Source organism: Dokdonella sp., from assembly GCF_019634775.1.
Classification (GTDB): Bacteria; Pseudomonadota; Gammaproteobacteria; order Xanthomonadales; family Rhodanobacteraceae; genus Dokdonella.
On record NZ_JAHCAS010000001.1, the window covers coordinates 2,203,874 to 2,219,587 of the forward strand.

At 64.3% G+C, this 15,714-nt stretch carries 18 protein-coding genes; 2 read left to right on the forward strand and 16 right to left on the reverse strand.

All coding sequences use genetic code 11. The features are described 5' to 3' along the window. Positions 1-147: 147 nt before the first annotated feature. From KF907_RS09465 to KF907_RS09475, 3 genes are read right to left on the reverse strand one after another with little or no spacing between them, the layout of a single operon-like run. Positions 148-531, reverse strand: a complete 384-nt coding sequence (locus KF907_RS09465) for a single-stranded DNA-binding protein (RefSeq protein WP_004362284.1) — start codon at positions 529-531, stop codon at positions 148-150. Continuing rightward, complete coding sequence (locus tag KF907_RS09470; protein ID WP_004362273.1) at positions 528-1,076, reverse strand: DUF3158 family protein; 549 nt, start codon at positions 1,074-1,076, stop codon at positions 528-530. Before KF907_RS09470 ends, KF907_RS09465 begins: the two co-directional genes overlap by 4 nt. Continuing rightward, positions 1,073-1,861 (reverse strand): PFL_4669 family integrating conjugative element protein, encoded by a 789-nt coding sequence (locus KF907_RS09475; RefSeq protein ID WP_023125206.1) that lies wholly within the window; start codon positions 1,859-1,861, stop codon positions 1,073-1,075. Before KF907_RS09475 ends, KF907_RS09470 begins: the two co-directional genes overlap by 4 nt. Before the next feature lie 236 nt (positions 1,862-2,097). Here KF907_RS09475 and KF907_RS09480 point away from each other — a divergent pair, with 236 nt between their 5' ends. Then, entirely contained in the window at positions 2,098-3,315 is a 1,218-nt protein-coding gene (locus tag KF907_RS09480; RefSeq protein WP_013721846.1) for a phospholipase D family protein, read from the forward strand. A gap of 51 nt (positions 3,316-3,366) precedes the next feature. Here the strand turns inward: KF907_RS09480 and KF907_RS09485 are convergent, their stop codons facing one another. From KF907_RS09485 to KF907_RS09520, 8 genes are all read right to left on the reverse strand, one after another. After that, positions 3,367-4,569, reverse strand: coding sequence for an STY4528 family pathogenicity island replication protein (locus tag KF907_RS09485; protein WP_023125207.1), 1,203 nt, complete (start codon positions 4,567-4,569; stop codon positions 3,367-3,369). A gap of 3 nt (positions 4,570-4,572) precedes the next feature. Continuing rightward, the gene (locus tag KF907_RS09490; protein ID WP_010792177.1) at positions 4,573-5,133 is read right to left on the reverse strand and encodes a DUF2857 domain-containing protein; all 561 of its coding nucleotides are present in this window, start codon (positions 5,131-5,133) and stop codon (positions 4,573-4,575) included. Positions 5,134-5,150: 17 nt separating this feature from the next. Then, positions 5,151-6,794, reverse strand: a complete 1,644-nt coding sequence (locus KF907_RS09495) for a ParB family protein (RefSeq protein ID WP_023125208.1) — start codon at positions 6,792-6,794, stop codon at positions 5,151-5,153. After that, positions 6,787-7,023 carry a hypothetical protein gene (locus KF907_RS09500; protein WP_023443924.1) on the reverse strand — a complete coding sequence of 79 codons (237 nt, stop codon included), beginning with the start codon at positions 7,021-7,023 and terminating at the stop codon, positions 6,787-6,789. The genes KF907_RS09495 and KF907_RS09500 overlap by 8 nt, the downstream gene beginning before the upstream one ends. Beyond that, a complete protein-coding gene (locus KF907_RS09505) occupies positions 7,007-7,873 on the reverse strand; it encodes a ParA family protein (RefSeq protein WP_023443925.1) in 867 nt (288 codons plus the stop codon). The genes KF907_RS09500 and KF907_RS09505 overlap by 17 nt, the downstream gene beginning before the upstream one ends. Positions 7,874-7,913: 40 nt before the next feature. Next, complete coding sequence (locus KF907_RS09510; protein WP_004255100.1) at positions 7,914-8,132, reverse strand: AlpA family transcriptional regulator; 219 nt, start codon at positions 8,130-8,132, stop codon at positions 7,914-7,916. Positions 8,133-8,256: 124 nt separating this feature from the next. Continuing rightward, positions 8,257-9,012, reverse strand: a complete 756-nt coding sequence (locus tag KF907_RS09515; RefSeq protein ID WP_023443926.1) for a hypothetical protein — start codon at positions 9,010-9,012, stop codon at positions 8,257-8,259. A 554-nt stretch (positions 9,013-9,566) separates the two neighbouring features. After that, positions 9,567-10,478 (reverse strand): LysR family transcriptional regulator, encoded by a 912-nt coding sequence (locus KF907_RS09520; protein ID WP_291219919.1) that lies wholly within the window; start codon positions 10,476-10,478, stop codon positions 9,567-9,569. Positions 10,479-10,819: 341 nt separating this feature from the next. On the opposite strand from KF907_RS09520, the gene KF907_RS09525 reads away from it, so the two are divergent. Further along, positions 10,820-11,380 carry a LysR family transcriptional regulator gene (locus KF907_RS09525; protein ID WP_227274788.1) on the forward strand — a complete coding sequence of 187 codons (561 nt, stop codon included), beginning with the start codon at positions 10,820-10,822 and terminating at the stop codon, positions 11,378-11,380. Between the two features lie 111 nt (positions 11,381-11,491). On the opposite strand, the gene KF907_RS09530 is transcribed toward KF907_RS09525, so the two are convergent. From KF907_RS09530 to KF907_RS09550, 5 genes are read right to left on the reverse strand one after another with little or no spacing between them, the layout of a single operon-like run. Further along, positions 11,492-11,953, reverse strand: coding sequence for a cytochrome c (locus KF907_RS09530; RefSeq protein WP_023443928.1), 462 nt, complete (start codon positions 11,951-11,953; stop codon positions 11,492-11,494). 60 nt (positions 11,954-12,013) lie between these two features. Further along, positions 12,014-13,213, reverse strand: a complete 1,200-nt coding sequence (locus tag KF907_RS09535; RefSeq protein ID WP_023443929.1) for a lipid A deacylase LpxR family protein — start codon at positions 13,211-13,213, stop codon at positions 12,014-12,016. After that, the gene (locus KF907_RS09540; RefSeq protein ID WP_013721839.1) at positions 13,210-14,076 is read right to left on the reverse strand and encodes an LOG family protein; all 867 of its coding nucleotides are present in this window, start codon (positions 14,074-14,076) and stop codon (positions 13,210-13,212) included. Before KF907_RS09540 ends, KF907_RS09535 begins: the two co-directional genes overlap by 4 nt. Then, a complete protein-coding gene (locus KF907_RS09545) occupies positions 14,076-15,485 on the reverse strand; it encodes an MBL fold metallo-hydrolase RNA specificity domain-containing protein (protein ID WP_023443930.1) in 1,410 nt (469 codons plus the stop codon). The genes KF907_RS09540 and KF907_RS09545 overlap by 1 nt, the downstream gene beginning before the upstream one ends. Before the next feature lie 7 nt (positions 15,486-15,492). Further along, a complete protein-coding gene (locus KF907_RS09550; protein WP_023443931.1) occupies positions 15,493-15,696 on the reverse strand; it encodes a YgaP family membrane protein in 204 nt (67 codons plus the stop codon). Positions 15,697-15,714: the final 18 nt, after the last annotated feature.

Genomic DNA, 15,714 nt, shown 5'->3' on the forward strand with positions numbered 1-15,714 from the left:
GAGCTGGCGCAGCAAGAGCGTCGTTTGGGGAGGGTGGCTGGAACTCCGTGGACGACCTTGGAGCTATCCCCCGGGGATAGCTCGCTGGTGCATCGCGGGCGTATGACGGTTGCTACAGCCGCCCTCGGGGGAGCGGCGATGGGTGAACTACTGTCCTCCGGCCGGCTTAGCGCTCAGCGCCACCGACTCGATGCGGTACGGCAGGATGCCCACGCGCCGGGCCTCGACCTTGAAGGTCACCCGTTCGTTCTCGTCGGCGTCCTCCCATTCGTCGCGCACGGTGCGGCCCTCGACCAGCACCCGCATACCTTTCTGGTACAGCGTCTTCCAGTGCTCGGCGTCGCGGTGCCACAGCTCCACGGGCGCCCAAAAGCCGCCGCGATCTTCGTACTCGCCGTCCTTCTTCGGGATCGGGTTGTCGAAGTAGACGTTCAGGCGAAGCAGCCGGCGCGGCTCGTCGTTGCCGTTCGGAAATTCGCGGTAGTCCGGCGCAGAACCGATGTTGCCCTCGCCGACGAAGTGCGTGCTCATGGTGACTCCTTGGTGGTGGGTGGAACGGACGCGGTATGCCCGTGGACGCGCCGCAGGTAAGCCGCTTCGGCCTGCGCGGCCTTGTTGGCGCATTCCAGGGCTTGGCGAGCGATGCTGTGGGTCAGGCTGATCTGCATGTTCAGCACGATGCGCTGCAATTCGATCGCGTACAGCTCGTCGATCAGCGAGGCCGGCGTCGCGGGGTTGGCCAGCAGGGCCTCCCACAACGCCACGCCCATGGAGGAACGGTCGAGGTTGCGCCAGCGCAGGAAGGTCGTCCCTGCGCCAGTGGCCTGCTGGGCCAGTTGCACGTCGAGCAGACTGAATGGATAGGCGCGCGCCTGGGGCAGCACGCGCCGCTGCGCCAGGCCAATCACGTCGTCGCGCAGCGCTGCGCACTGGCTGGCCCAGGTCTCCAGACTCCCCTTACCCTTAAAAGGCTGTAAAAGGCCTTTTAGGTAGCCTGCGTGTTCCAGCCGCTGGAAGTCCGCCTGTTCCAGCGCCACGAAGCGCGTGGAGTGGCTGATAGGGGGTGATGCTGTCATGCGCCAACACCCTCATCGCCCGCGGCACCATCGGCTGCGCCACCCGTGGGAGCCTGCGCATCGGGCACGATGGCAGGCGCAGCAGGCGGCGTGCCGGGCTTGTTCGACCGCCGCGCGATGGGTGGCGCGAAGCGCGAGCGGCGCGCGCCTTCCAGCACGTCCTGCGGCAACTCGCCGAACTTCTCCAGCGCCGCTCGCGCCGCCGCGTTCTTCGCCGCGAAGTCGTCGCGCGTCGTGCCCGAGTAGCGGTACTGCTGGGCCAGCGAGAACAGGCTGCGCAGCGCGTGCGCGCCATCATTGAGCCAGCGCTCCAAGGTGCTGCGGTCGATCAGCGCCGTGTGGTGGGCCAGGATGAGCTTGCGTGCCAGGTCGTCGTAGTCGGCCAGCAGGTACACCGCCATGAAGCCGAGTTGTGCATTCACGAACAGCGGCAGCTTCACCGGCTGCACATTCATGTTCTCGCCCAGGGACAGCGCCGCTGGCACGTCGGCCAGGGCCTGATCCACCTGTTCGCGCAGGGTCTGCAAGCGGGTCTTGGTGTCGGCGAGCTTGTCCTCGATCCGCAACATCCACCAGTCCGAGTACGGGTCGTCCTGCTCGGCGCCGCGCTTCATCTTGTTCATGGCGCCGATGAAGCCGTTGAGACCGATGATGCCGGGGCGCCCCTCGGTCGGCGCGCGGCCGTGCCAGATGCGCGAAGCGTGGTGCGTGTGCAGCGTCAGCGACATCGCGCTGCGCAGCGATCCCAGATTCAGTTGCAGGGGTTCTGTGCGTTCGTTGGCCATGTGAGCGACTCGCGGTGAAGGGGCGAGTCGCCAGCATCGGCATCGGCCGGAAGGCTGTCAGTCAACAAACCGCAGCCCATGCGTGCCCGGATTGTTCCGCACGGAAGGCTGTGTGTGCCGGCTATCCCCTGGGGATAGGTCTTGAGCCCGCGATGCTTGATGTCTGGGCGTGAACCATGACAATGACTGGGGGTGCATCGCACCTGGGTTGCTGCGCAGAAGAACGAGGGGAAAACATGCAGGATGGGAAAGCCGTTCAGTTGCTGTTGAACGGGGAAGAGCACGGGCACGGCCACGTAGTCGAGAAGCTGCTGAAGCGGGCGGAACGCCTGGAATGCTTGGTGGCCTTCGCGAAGATCTCGGCCATCGGCGACTTGTTGAAGCCCTTGCGCAAGGCGCTGGAAGGGGGATTGAAGGCCAGGTTTGCGATAGGTCTGGACTTCTACCTGACCGAACCCGAAGCACTCCGACAGCTCTTTGCGCTCGCCGAGAAGCACGCGCTCGTCCTGTACCTCAGCAACGCCAGCGACACCTTCCACCCGAAGATCTACGCCTTCCAGAATGGCAAGCAATGCTCGGTGATCGTCGGCTCGGCCAACCTCACCCACGGAGGCTTCTACGGAAACTACGAGGCATCGGCCCTCATCGACGACGCGAGCGGCGCGCTGATGGCATCTGTCACGCGACACCTCGATGCGCTGGTCGCGGACAGGATTCTCGTGCCAGCGACCAAGCCCCGGATTGATGCCTACGAGCGGGAGTACATCATCCACGACACTTGCCGGAAGGTGGCCAAGAAGCGTGCGCAGAAGGCGAGCCGAACCGAGGGGCCGGACTTCACGATCCTGGCCGACCTCCTGGAGCTGATGAAAAGCGACGATTCAGCGCATGGATTCACCGCGCAGAAGACCGGCCGCAAGGGAAACCTGCGCCAGGCAAGGCGCAGGCTGGCAGAGCTGGCGGCCCTGAGCAGCAATGCCAGGCGGGACTTTCCGAGTAAGTACGACGCGCTGATCGGCCTGTTCCATTCCGGCGGGCTGCACCGCGGCAAGAGCCGGATCGCCAACCACCCAGGGCAGTTCGTGGCCGCAGTGGCGGACATCCTTGACCGGCGCAACCTCTCGCCTGCCGAAGCGTTTACCGTTCTACATCGACATTTCGGCGCCATCACCGGAGCAGGCATCAACCTGCTGACTGAGATTCTGCACGCGCTGGACAACAAGCGGTTCGCCGTGATGAACCAGAACGCGGTGTCGGGACTGGCGCTCGCCGGCATCCGGGACTACCCACTGCATCCAACCAAGCAGAACGTCAGTGCGGAAAGCTACGCAAGGTACTGCGGGCATGCCGATACGGTCAGACGATCGTTGGGCCTGGACGACTTCACGGAGCTGGATGCACTGTTCAACTACGCCTATTGGCGGGAAACGGAAGAAGACGAAGCCGCGACCTGACTGGATCACCCCACGGAAGGCGACCTGTTCCGTCTATCCCCTGGGGATAGCTCAGGGATCGCGCAAGGCTGAACGCAGCCGTGCGAGGTAGGCGCGCGCCACCTCGGGGTCGGCTGGGCGGGAGGCCGAAGGCGACGACGATGACGCGGGCCCCGCAGCTCGCGGCGCGGGCGGCGCTCCTGCGTCGGTGCCCGCCCACGCCTTGAACTCCCCGCGGATCGCCTTCTGGATGATGCCAAACAGGTAGCCGGCCGGGTTGCGCACCGCGCTGTTGTGGCAGCGTGCCGCCCACTCGTCGAGAACGGCCTGCCGCTGCGCCTCGTCCACCTGCTGCAGCGCCACCAGCGCGCCGGCCTGCTGCTCGTCCTTCAAGCGCAGGAAACGCTCGGGCAGTCGCAGGTTCTGCAAGGCCCTCGCGCGCGGTACTGTACGTACTTCATTTATACGATCATTACGTACTGTACGGTCCTCCTTCGGAATCCGAAGAGAGCTGTCCGGCGCGGGTTTCGGCCCTGCTTCGGATTCCGAAGACGGGCGCGCAGCATTCCGAAGAAGGGCTTCCTGGCCTTCTTCGGATTCGTGGTCCGCACCCTCCTGTGGATAACCTGGCGTCGTCCAGCCATGCCGCGCCATGCGCTGCGCCAGCACTTGCAGACGGGTCGGCAGTGTGCGCCCGCTGAGCAGCGGGTCTTCGGCGATCTCCCGCAGCGTGTTCATGCCCACGACCTGCACCGCCTTCGCCGCGTGCGTGAGCGCCTGGCTCACCAGGCCCAGGTAGTCCGGGTCGAGCTGCATCGCCTCGAAGGGTGACAGCGGTTCGTCGTGCAGCACGTAGAGGTTGCCTTGGATACGGCCGGTCTTGGGATCGCGCCGCCGCCGCACCAGGCTGAGCCAGCGCGTCAGCCGCAGCAGCGTCAAGGCGCGCGCCACGGTCTCGTGCGAGGCTTGCGCCGCACAGGGCATGGACGCCAGATATGGGCGGAGCTGGTCGTAGGTGGGAAAGGCGGTCACGCCGTCGTCGTTGAGCTGCAGGCGGAACACCTGCCAGGCATTGCGCTCCAGCGGCGTCAGGCGCCGGTCGAGGAACAACGCGCGCGGCACGCTCTCGTGCCGGTTGCCGCTGTAGAGAAAGCCGTCCTGGCTCGGCGCCGTGCCCTGCGCCGGTTCCTTCGGCTCAAGGTGCCGCAGCGCCTCGTCGAACAACGCCGACAGCGCAACCGGGCCATCACGCCGTGGAGCGTCGCCCGTCGTCATGACCTACACCAGCCCCTGGTCGACCCAGTTCCGTATCGCCGACCAGATCACCGACATGGGCAGGGTCATGGCCTCGGCCAGGTCCATGGTCAGCGCCAGCATCGCCATGTCGTCGTTCAGTGCGATGTGCCGCTCCGTGATGCCGGCCTTCCAGCGTTCCCACAGGGCCACGTCCTGCGCCTCGTCGAGCACCGGATGCCGACCCTTACGCTTGGGCAGCCCGAGGATGTCGCGGCGCAGCGCCACTTCCTGATGCGTGAGGCCGTAGAACTTGCTGACCATCTCCGTGCTCGCCCCCAGGCGCAGCATGCGGTCCACCGTGGCGATCTCCCGCTCCACGTCGTGCACCTGGCTCAGCAGCCGCTTCAACACTTCCCGGTTCACCGACACCGAACACCACGACACCGTGGCATTCACCAGCATGCTCACGAGTTCTGGGTGCTTCAGCGCATCCAGTTCCTCCTCACCGAAGCCCATGGCCTTGCAGCGGCGCAACTGGCCGTTGCGCAGGTCATGCAGGGCCTGGGCGATCACGGCCTGGTTGAGCGGGTGCGGTGCCGACATACGGGAGCCTCCTGCGCTCAGGAATCCTGGCTCGCTACGCCGGCTTCCAGATCCAGCAGCCGGCGCGCCAGGCGCAGCAGACGGAACAGCTTTACCAGCCCGGCATCGCTCAGGCGCGTGACCAAGCCGCCGTGACCATGCAGCAGCGGCCCAAGGTCATCGGCCAGCCGCGCGCTGTCCAGCCCGGTCGCGGGTGCCGGCGCGGTGCTCAGCGCGTGCAGCAGGGTCAGCATCGCACGCGCGAACGCCGGGAGCGCCTTCGCCTGGCCCACGGCCGGCGTCACGCAGACGAAGCCGATGCCGCCATCGCTGGCTTCGATGTGGTCGCCCACCGCCGCTTCCCCCGCGATCTCGCGAGCGAACTGCGCGATATGCACGCGCAGGCGATCCGGCACGTCCAGGCCCGGCTCGATGTACCAGACATCCGAGATGGGAAAGAGCCCGCCAACCTGCACCGGGATCGCACGCAGCGCGTCGGCCTCGAAGTCGGGTAGCTTGTCGCCGAGCTGATCCGCGACCATCCTCTGGATGGACTGCAGGCGCTCGGTGGTTGGGGCCGGCGTCACGATGTGCCCCTGCAGGCGCTCGTCGCGCTGCCCGTCCCGGGCGTTTGGTGCAGCGGCAGGTGGTGCCGAGGGTGTCTCTGCCGGTGGCGCGACGGGCGAGGTGTCCCGTGGCGTTGGCGCCGCGGGCGACAGTTGCGGCGTGATGGCTGGCGCCGCAGGTGCGACAGGCGTTGCCGGGTTCGGCGCGGCCGGCTCGCTGGTCAATACTCGCTGACGGCTTTCGCTGTCATCGACCTCCAATGCCAGCGTGTCGTAGTCCGCTTCCAGCAGCTCGGCCATCTGACCCACCAGTTCGTCCTGCACGCGCTGGGGCGAGAAGCCCTCCGGCTGCGTGTCGAACTGCGACAGCACATCCTGAAACAGCGAAGCGAAGTCCACGGTCAGCGGCCGGCCCAGCGCACGCCGCTCCCAGGTGCGCTCGCACGCCTTGCGCAGCACTGCGAGCCGGTCCACCTGATGCCGGCCCAATCCGCCGTACAACAGCGTCGGGATCGCCGGCAGCAGATAGCGCACCGCATCGTTCATGCGGCTGATGTGTGACTGCGGCACCGGATAGCCGTCGGCCGTCAGTCGCCGCGCGAGTTCGCTTTGCGACAGCGCCTGGCCGCTTTCCTGCTCGTAGAACTCGCGCGCCTTCTCGATGCCCAAGGCCCGCTCGATAAAGGTCAGGCCGCCGCGCAGCTCGTTCTCGGCCAGATGCCCGGTCAGCGCCACGATTTCGCCGCGCGCCGGCCACGGGCGGAACAGGCACGCAATGCGGAAGAAGCGTTCCTCCTTGGTCTCGCTCCACAACTCGCGCAGGATCGCCAGCCGCGTGTTGCCGCCGTTGCGAATGATGTAGTGCGCCTCGCCCGGCCTGCGCGTGATCGCGGGGGGCGCGTCCAGCCCACGTTCGCGGATGGACGCCTTGATCTCCGCATAGGCCGGGTTGCGCGTCACGCGTGGGTCGTGGTCGTAGGGCCGCAACTGGTCCAGCGTCACCACCATCGGCGTGTCGGCGATGGGGTCGCTCAAGGTCGCGGCCGAAGGGCCGCTGCGCTCGAAGCCGGTGGCCAGCAGCTTGGCAGCCATGTCCTGCGGCGTCAGCTCAGCCACGGCCATTCTCCTGCGCTTGCCGGTCGGCGCGGCGAAGCTGTGAGTGGGCATTGCGGTCGGCACGGTGGTCGCTCGCCGTCGAGCTGGTGTAGATCGACGCGCAGCCTTGCTTCGTGAATTTCAGGTGCCCGCCGGACGTGCGAACCACGCGCCAGCCTTCGCCCAGCGCGAACTCGATCAGCGCGCGCAGCCGTTCGCGGCCGCGCGCCAGTTCATGCGCGCTCGCCATGGCCGGCCCCTCCCGCGTCGGCCCGACCGGTGACCAGCGCGAAGCGCTCCCGCCACACGGGGAACAGCTCGCCGGCCAGCGTGCGCATGGTCTCCAACGCCGCGGGCGCCGTGCGCCCAGCCGGCTGCCGGTACTCCACCCGGTGCACCGGCAATCCTCGTGTCGCAGCGCGCGGATAGGCTTCGATGGCCGGTACGTCGGTGCCCAGCACCTGCACGCCGGCCTGTTCCTGAAACACCTGTCGCAGCGCCTGCTGGACCAGCCGCGCATTCGACGACACAGGATGCACACGGTTGATGAGCAGACGCAGCGGCGGCGGCTCGATGCCCAGGTGCCGATACGGCGCGATGTCCTCGATCAGTTGCAGCGTGCCGCGCCGCAGCTCGCGCGCCGCGAGGATTTCCGGCGTCACCGGCGACAGCGCCAGGTCGGACGCCAGCACCGCCATCTCCAGCAGCACGCTGCGCGCGCCCTGGGTGTCGATCAGCAGCAAGTCGTAGTGCGTGCGGAAGACGGGAAGCAGATGGCGCAGTCGCAGGCGCCCATCCGGAGCGTGCAGCAGCAGCGTGTTCAGTTCGCCGCTGTCGTCGTTGGAGAGCACCAGGTCCAGGCCCGCGATCACGGTACGCGACACCAGTTGCTCGATGCGCCGCTCGTTGAAGGCCAGCATCTGGTAGATGCCGCCGGGCGCGCGAACGTCCAGCGTGAAGTAGCTCGACAGCGTGGGCTGCACGTCCAGGTCCAGCAGCAGCACGCGCAGCCCGGCATCGGCGATGAAGCCGCCCAGGTTGGCCGCCGTCGTGGTCTTGCCCACGCCGCCCTTGGTCGAAATGATGGACACCACCTGCATGGGCTTCTCCTCGTCGAATGGCATGAACCGAGAAGAAGCGTCAGGCGCGTTCTTTGAGGCGATCGGCGATCCACTGTTCGATCTCCACCGAGTCCCAGCCCACCGCGCGCACGCCCAGGCGCAGCGCCTTGGGGAACTTGCCTTCCTTCATGAGGCTGTAGATGTGCGCGCGCTTGAAGCCGGTCTTGGCTTCGACCTCGGCGCGGCGCAGGATGCGGTGCTCGGGCGGCAAGGCCGGCGCGATGGTCTGCGAAGACATGAGAGGCACTCCTTGACGCTCGATGGCGTTGTTCAGAAAGTGCCTCGCATTCCATATGCTGCTGCTGCGAGATTCACTGCAACTGCAGAACACGCAACTGCAATTGCAGTCTGCTGTTACAGGCTCAGCGCGATGCATCCAGGTGGCGACGCGCCTGTGCCAGCTTGCTCCACAGCGTTCGCTCGCTGATGCCGGGCCGCCCTTCATGGTGGGCCAGTAGCGCACTGATCACCGCATCCATGTTGCGGAAGGACGAGTAGGCAGAGCCCGCGGGGGACTTGCCCAACAGCAATGTCAGCAGGCCGCCAATGATGTTCAGGTAAGTCGATTCGCTGCGCAGGCCCGGTTCACTCGCATCGCCCTCACGAATGCTACTGGCATGCTCCTTCGCCAACGCTTCGTGCTGTGCCTTCAGCGCCGCATGTAGTTGTGCGAGTTCGGCAAGCTGCAGCTTGGCGGCCTCGCGATCGGCCAGCAACACGTTCAGCATGGCGACGCTCACCGAAGGATGCAGTTCGCGCTCGATGCCGTCGAACAGGAATGGAGGCCGCTCACCGGGGTAGTAATGCGACATCCACGCCTTCAGGTCGACGTGGCGCACGATCAACGCAGGATCGTCGAGTGCGGGGCGCTGAGGTTCCTGCGCCATGCCTGCCTTGCCGTAAGAAAGCTCATCGTGTGCCAATGCGTCGAAGATGCGCTCGGAGAAAAGGCGCAGCAAGGGCCAGCGCGGAAAGTCGTTCGGCTCAGGCATGGCACGTGGCCCGAGCGTTTCCAGAATCCGCGGCTCAAAGCGCAACAGTCCCGCCCAACGGACGGCCGCCTCGATCGGGCGGTAGTAGATCCTGGCGCCAAAGGCAAGGCAACTCGATTTCTCCATGTCGCGTGCGTCCCATCGTCGGATCGAACTCTGGCAGACGCGCACCGCCCAAGTGGGCGAGGCGATTGCCCAGAAATCCGGATGAAGCGCAGGACCGGCCGGGATCGTGGAAGGAAGCGTTGCATCGGCGCTGACGGCCGGCTAAGGGCGAACTACATCTTGCTACGCTTGAAACTCCTCAACCATGATGCGGGCGCTTTGCCTTTGGACCGGCACGCGGCTTGGTGGTCGCGCTCCCCTGGGGTCAAGCATGGGTGCCGCGCTTTACCCGAAACCTGGCCAAAGTTTTCCGTAGGAATTCCAACGGCGTAAAGTGCCAATGCGTCAACAGGATGAGCCGGTTTGCAACCAGCAAAAGCTCATGCGTTCCGCGTCAGTGAAATGACCGCGGCGGCGAGCCCGCAGGCGAGTGCCGGAGTACGGAAGGGCGCAGCAATTGCGTCGAAACTGGAATCAGTACAGCGCATGAGCCATGCAGATCGGGTCAGCCGCAAGACCAAAGATGAATCGCGCAATCCGAGAAAACTAGCCGCGCACCTTTCGATAGATCTGCGTCAGATCGCGCGTGATGTGCTTGCGTCCTGATGACATACACGTTCGGCGCGTTCGATGAACCGCTGCAACGGCTCCGTCATGCCACCCTCGGTTCGTAACAGATAGGTGGTTATCGATGCGCTCTGACCGGCCAACGGGCGGACAACAACATCCGCCGGCTGGCAAGTTGCCAAGTGCGCGGCAGTGGAAAAACTTAGCCCGTACCCTGCGGCCACCAACGTCAGCATCAGCCCGTGAGAAGCGGCATACTCAGCCACGATCGGTTGGACATCGACAGAGCGGAACAGTCGTTCGCTCTGCCGACCGCAACCTTGGCATGCCCGTGGATCACAAAGTACCAGCGGATAGCTCACCACTTCCTGCAACGGCACTTCCTTGAAGGCTACAAGCGGGTGCCGTGCGGGCAGGATCACTACCAAGAGGTCGGCCCACAGCGGCTCAGCAATGATCCCGTCCTCCACTTCATTGACCATTGCAAAGCCGGCGTCGAACAGATTTGCGTTCAGCCCCTGCACGAGTTCGGTCAGCGGTACTTCGGAGAGCCGGATGTTTACCTGCGGCGACTCTTCGCGGCACAGTGCAAGCAGTGCTGATAGCCTCGCCCGTCCTATGTCTCTCGACAGCGCGATTCGCAAAATGCCCTGAGAACCGGAGGCAGCAGCCTTCGCGCTGGCCACTGCCTGCTCAACGCTCAACATGATGCGGCGGGCGTCGTCGAGGAAGACTCGCCCTGCCCAAGTCAGGGTTGCGCCCCGCGGCGTGCGACTGAGCAACGTCACGCCTAGAGTTGTCTCCAACTTGCGGATCGTGCGTGATAGGGGAGATTGTTCTATATGCAGCCGCCTAGCGGCTCGACCGAAGTGCAGTTCCTCGGCTACAGCAATGAAACAGCGAAGATGACGTAAGTTCATGCGCAGTCCCTCGTGACGTGACCAGTCCTTATGATCGTAGGGAGCCGCATGCGTGCGGAGAAGAGGCCGGCATGTCTTGCAGCGGCTGCCGTCGCCGGCTCACAGCACGCGGGCAATGGTGTCCGGAGTTATTGCAACGCTGCTTGAACGCGGGCGGCGGTCATGGCGGATGGCTAGCTAGAGCACTCGCGCCAGCGCGCCTCGGCTATCTTCTGTGGCCGCAGCGACCCGAGGAAGACAGTCGCGGCGTCTTACGTCACTCCCCGAGGGCGAGCGATTTGGTCTGTCGACACGGGCGGCGGCGCAGCGTCTGAAGTTCGCGCCAGCGGGCATCGCGCCGGATGAACTGTCGATGGGCATGTTCGGCGAATTCGAGATCGCCACCTGTAACCGCGCTGCTGAAGCACTGCGGCCGGAGCAGTCGCAGCAAGCGGCTGACGCGGGCGGACAAGCAATTCCTGCAACATGTGCCGCGCCTCTTCACTGCCTTGCAGCAAGCCCGCGACAGCGTGAGGGGAGCGGCCAACGGCTTTCACGGTCAGCAACGCATTACGCTGTCCGATGGCATCACCCCGTCGCGCTTGCCGACCTTGCTGGCGTTAAGCTGGCAGGAGGAGCCCGACGTCGAGTTGCGCCTGTTCGAGGTGTCACTGTCGCAGCAAATCAAGGGGCTGCATGGCGATCTGTATGACCTAGGGCCCAGTCTGGTGAAGTGGGTGACGACATCGTGGCTAAGGCGCTTTGGAGCGCCCCCCCTCATGGTCGCGGCGCCGGCATGGCATCCGCTGCTCAAGCACAAACGTATCTCACTGGACGAGGTGCTGCGTTATCCGCTGGTGCTGGTGACCCACATGCATACGGGAGTCATGAACGTCAGATCCAACGAGTGCTGCCGCGGGTGAAGCAGGAACCCGTGATCGCTGCACGGGTGGCTTCCTGGGAACCTGAAACGCGTCGAGGTATATTGATTGGACAGAAGCTAGTCTTCCGTCAACAGGTGTAGCCATCCCTTGCTAGCGGCTTCCATAGAACTTTTCCACGAACGAGCGACGGTAACTCTGGTGGCAGGCTAGGCAGCTTTGCTGGGTCTTGGAGAAAGCCGCGATGACTGCTTGGCCGTCATTCCGCTGTGCAGCCTCGCCCATGGCGGTCGCGGCGTCATGGACCTGTCCATCAAGACCCCGAAACTTTCCAGCGTCTGCCCCAAGCCAAGCAAGGATGCGCATCTTTTCCGACATGGGCGGCTCGGCATGCTTGGCGATTCGTGGTGCTAGCTCGGCGACCAGCGGCCAGTCTTCTTTGGAGATCGCGCCCGTGACGGCTTGCATGTCGCGACCGAGTCTTTCCATTATGGTACGAAGCGCCATTGGCTTTGCCGCCTCTACGGACTGCGCACCGAGTGCCGTGGCGAAGGTTGCCAAGAGCACGGACAGCGGGACGGTGAAAAACGATCTGGGTTTCAAGGGCTGGTTCACGAATTTCTCCATTGATGTTGTGACGAATGCTTTGGGTCTAACGATTGGTTGCAGGTGTCCTCAAAATTCCAGACTCAGCGCGATCGATCCGAATGCGTGATGGCCCGCCTGCTGGTCGAACTCGCGGGTTCTCCAAACGCGCATCACGGCGAGCCGTACGCCACGTCCAGCAACGATCCATTGGCTACTGATGCCGAGAGCTGCTTGCGCGATCCAAGGCCGCCGGCTGACGTGATGGCTATGCCGGAACATGTTTCCGTCGAGTGAGAAGTCCCAGGCGACGGCTTTACCCTCCAGATTCAGGAAGACATGTGCCCCAGGTTTGGGCGCCAGGACCGACTGCGGCGTTGTCGTGCGCAGATCGGCAACACCAGAGGGCGGGCGGTTCTCTGCGCCAGGGCGGATCGGATAGCTGCCGAAGTCGTTCGGTATATTCCAGCCCGCGCGAAACTCCACGCCGGTACTGGCGGCGGTTTCGATGTTTCCGACCCGCAGGGCATAGCTGCCGATCACGTCGCTGCCCCATCCAGGGCGGACCGCACCCTCCATGTACGGCTTGAACTTGCGGTCCATGGCCATCTGAAACGCCGGCTCGTTGCGCAACTGGTTGTCCCAGCCGCGAAATCGCTCAATGCCGCGTGCCCGATGCACCAGATCCTGAGATTGCTCGGCCAGCGACCAGGGGCCGATCACGCCCAGGGTCAGCTCACGCACGTCAAGCATTTCGTAGCTGGCGGCTTGTGGGTGGATGCGGCGATTCCACGCCAAACCCAGGTAGAGCAAACCAGCGTACGGTCGGTCATCTGGAATCACGTCGGTGCGCGTCTTGTTCTCGGGCGTGTACATGGACTGGCCAAAGCGCACGACGAGGTTTTGCGACGATGTCTGGGCGCCGGAATCGCGCCAGAACCCGGGATCAGCCCAGCCGATGAAGCGGGCGTACAAACCAATCGGCTGAGGCAGGCACTCCGGACGGAGCCCGCCTTGCAGATCACGTGAGACTGCTGTTAGCGCGACACCGTTGGTGTAGTTGCGATCGGAGCCGGTGAACAAATCGTTCTCCAGACGCAGGGTGCCGCCCCGCCAGCGCAGGGATTGCTCTGGCGAGCAGGAGGGAGGATTTGCAGAGAGTGAGACTTCGGAACCAAAAGCAGAAATCGGGCTGAACAATGCACCCGCAATCAACAAGATGACGCACTGCATCGGCTGCCGCACCTTGGTGCCGCGCAGGCTCCAGCGATACCCGCCGATGCCAATCATGTTGCCCCATCGCCTGCCGCCCTGTTGACGTAAAAGCGTTCGAGGGCACTGACGATTTCCTCCGCATCGTCTACGCAGGTGAACAAGTCGAGATCGGATGAAGAGACATAGCCTTCGTCGAGCAGAAGATCGAAATCAACTACGCGACGCCAGAATGCACGGCCGACCAGCACCACCGGAACACGCTGCATCTTTCTGGTCTGGATCAAGGTGAGCACCTCGAACAGCTCATCGAGCGTTCCATAGCCACCGGGGAAGGCCACCAAGCCCTTGGCGTGCAACAAGAAGTGCATCTTGCGCAGCGCGAAATAGTGGAATCGGAACGCCAAATCCGGGCACATGTAGGGGTTGGGTGCCTGTTCGTGGGGCAGCGTGATGTTGAGGCCAATCGAACGTGCGCCGACCTCGAAAGCACCGCGGTTGGCGGCCTCCATGATGCCGGGCCCACCCCCGGTGACGACGACGAAATCACGGCGGTTTTGCTGCTGGAAACGCGCCGAAATAAGGCCCGAGAAACGCCTCGCTTGCTCGTAGTGACGTGCCTGTTCGACCCGGCGATTGGCCCGCGCAAGCTCTTGCCGCAGCCCGACATCCTCCGGAGTGACGAGCGCCTGACGCTCCAGAACGCCAAGACGGGCTTCTGCCGTCTCGGCATCGCTCACGCGTGCGCTGCCGAAGACCACTACCGTCGAGCGAATGCCTTGCTCGTGCAGGATGCGCTCGGGCTTGAGCAGTTCGAGCTGTAGTCGCAGCGGCCGCAGTTCGTCCTGGCCAAGCAGCTCGATGTCTTCGTACGCAAGCCGGTACGTTGGCGACTCGCGGATGGCGCGCAGGCGTTCATCGAGATCTTCTGCGGGCTTCATCACTCGTGCGCCAGAAAGTCCGGCCAGCGCAGCGCATGGCCATACTCGGGCACCGTGACCTGCCAGCCGAGTTGCTGCTGCAAGAGGTCAGCGAAGGTTTGCGCGGCCGACGATTCCCCATGCACCACGAAGGTTTGCGCCGGTGCTTGAATGAAAGCACGGGCCCAATCCAGCAGCGCCTTCTGGTCGGCATGCGCCGAGAGGCCGTCCACGCTGTGGATCGCCGCACGTACCGGGATGTCCTCGCCGAAGATGCGTACACGTTCGGCCCCCTCGATCAGGCGTCGGCCAAGCGTCCCCTGCGCCTGGAAACCGGGAAACAAGATGCTGCATTCGCGGCGTGGCAAGTTGTGGCGCAGGTGGTGCCGGATACGTCCCGCATCGCACATGCCGCTGGCAGAAATAATGATGGCCCCGGAGCGAATCCGGTTCAGCGCCATGGACTCCTCAGCGCTCGCTGTGAAATCCAGGTACGGGAGGTTCTCGCCGCGCGCGTGCCATCCGGCCAACCGCTTCGCCTGTTCGTCGAACAATTCGAGATGTTCACGCGTGATGCGTGTGGCCTCGGTGGCCATCGGCGAATCGACAAACACCATTGGACGCTGCAGACGCCCTTCGCAGGTGAGACGATGTAGGTGGTAGAGCACCTCCTGGGTTCGGCCGACCGCAAAGGCCGGAACGATGACATTGCCGCCGCGCTCGAACAGGGTTTTCTCGACGATGCCGATCATGTCCGCTTCGGTCGCCGAAAAATCCTTGTGCCGGCGGTCACCGTAGGTGGACTCGATGACGAGGATGTCGGCTTCCTCAATGGGTGTCGGGTCGCGCAGGATGGGGCGTCCCGGCTGACCCAGATCGCCGCTGAACACGATCTTCGTGGGGTAACCGTACTCGGTAATCCACACTTCCAGGATGGCCGAACCAAGGATGTGTCCGGCATCACGAAAGCGGGCGCGCACCCCGACGCGGGGTGCGAACTCCCGGTCGTATTCGATACCTCGTACTTGCTGCAGGCATTCGTGTGCATCCTGCAGGGTATACAGGGGTGGCGGCACGGTCTTTTCTTTGAGCCGCTTGGCAACCCGCTTGGCATCGATTTCCTGGATGTGAGCGCTATCGGGCAGCATCACCCCGAGCAGATCAACCGTCGCTGGCGTGGCGTAGATGGACCCCTTGAACCCGGCGCGCGTGAGTTTGGGCAATAGCCCGCTGTGGTCGATGTGGGCGTGGGTTAGCAGGACGAAGTCAATGGACGCCGGGTCGAACGCGAACGGCTCGTGGTTGCGTGCTGCTGCTATACGCCCACCTTGAACCATGCCGCAATCGACCAGGAAGCGGACATTAGCCGCTTCGACCAGAAAGCACGATCCGGTGACTTCTCGGGCTGCGCCCAAAAAACTGAGTTTCATAGGGCGTTCACTCGGGTTTTCGCATCGGGCAAGTGCTGAGGCCGAGCAGGCGATAGCCAGGACAGCGGCCTGCCAGGCCGGTGAGGAGTGGCATGATTCCAATGAGTCCCAGCCAACGCCAGGATGAGTCCAGCCACAATGGGAGACTGAGCATAATCAGTCCGATGACGATGCGCACAATGCGGTCGAGATTTCCAACGTTGATTTGCATGACGGTCTCCTTGTGTTG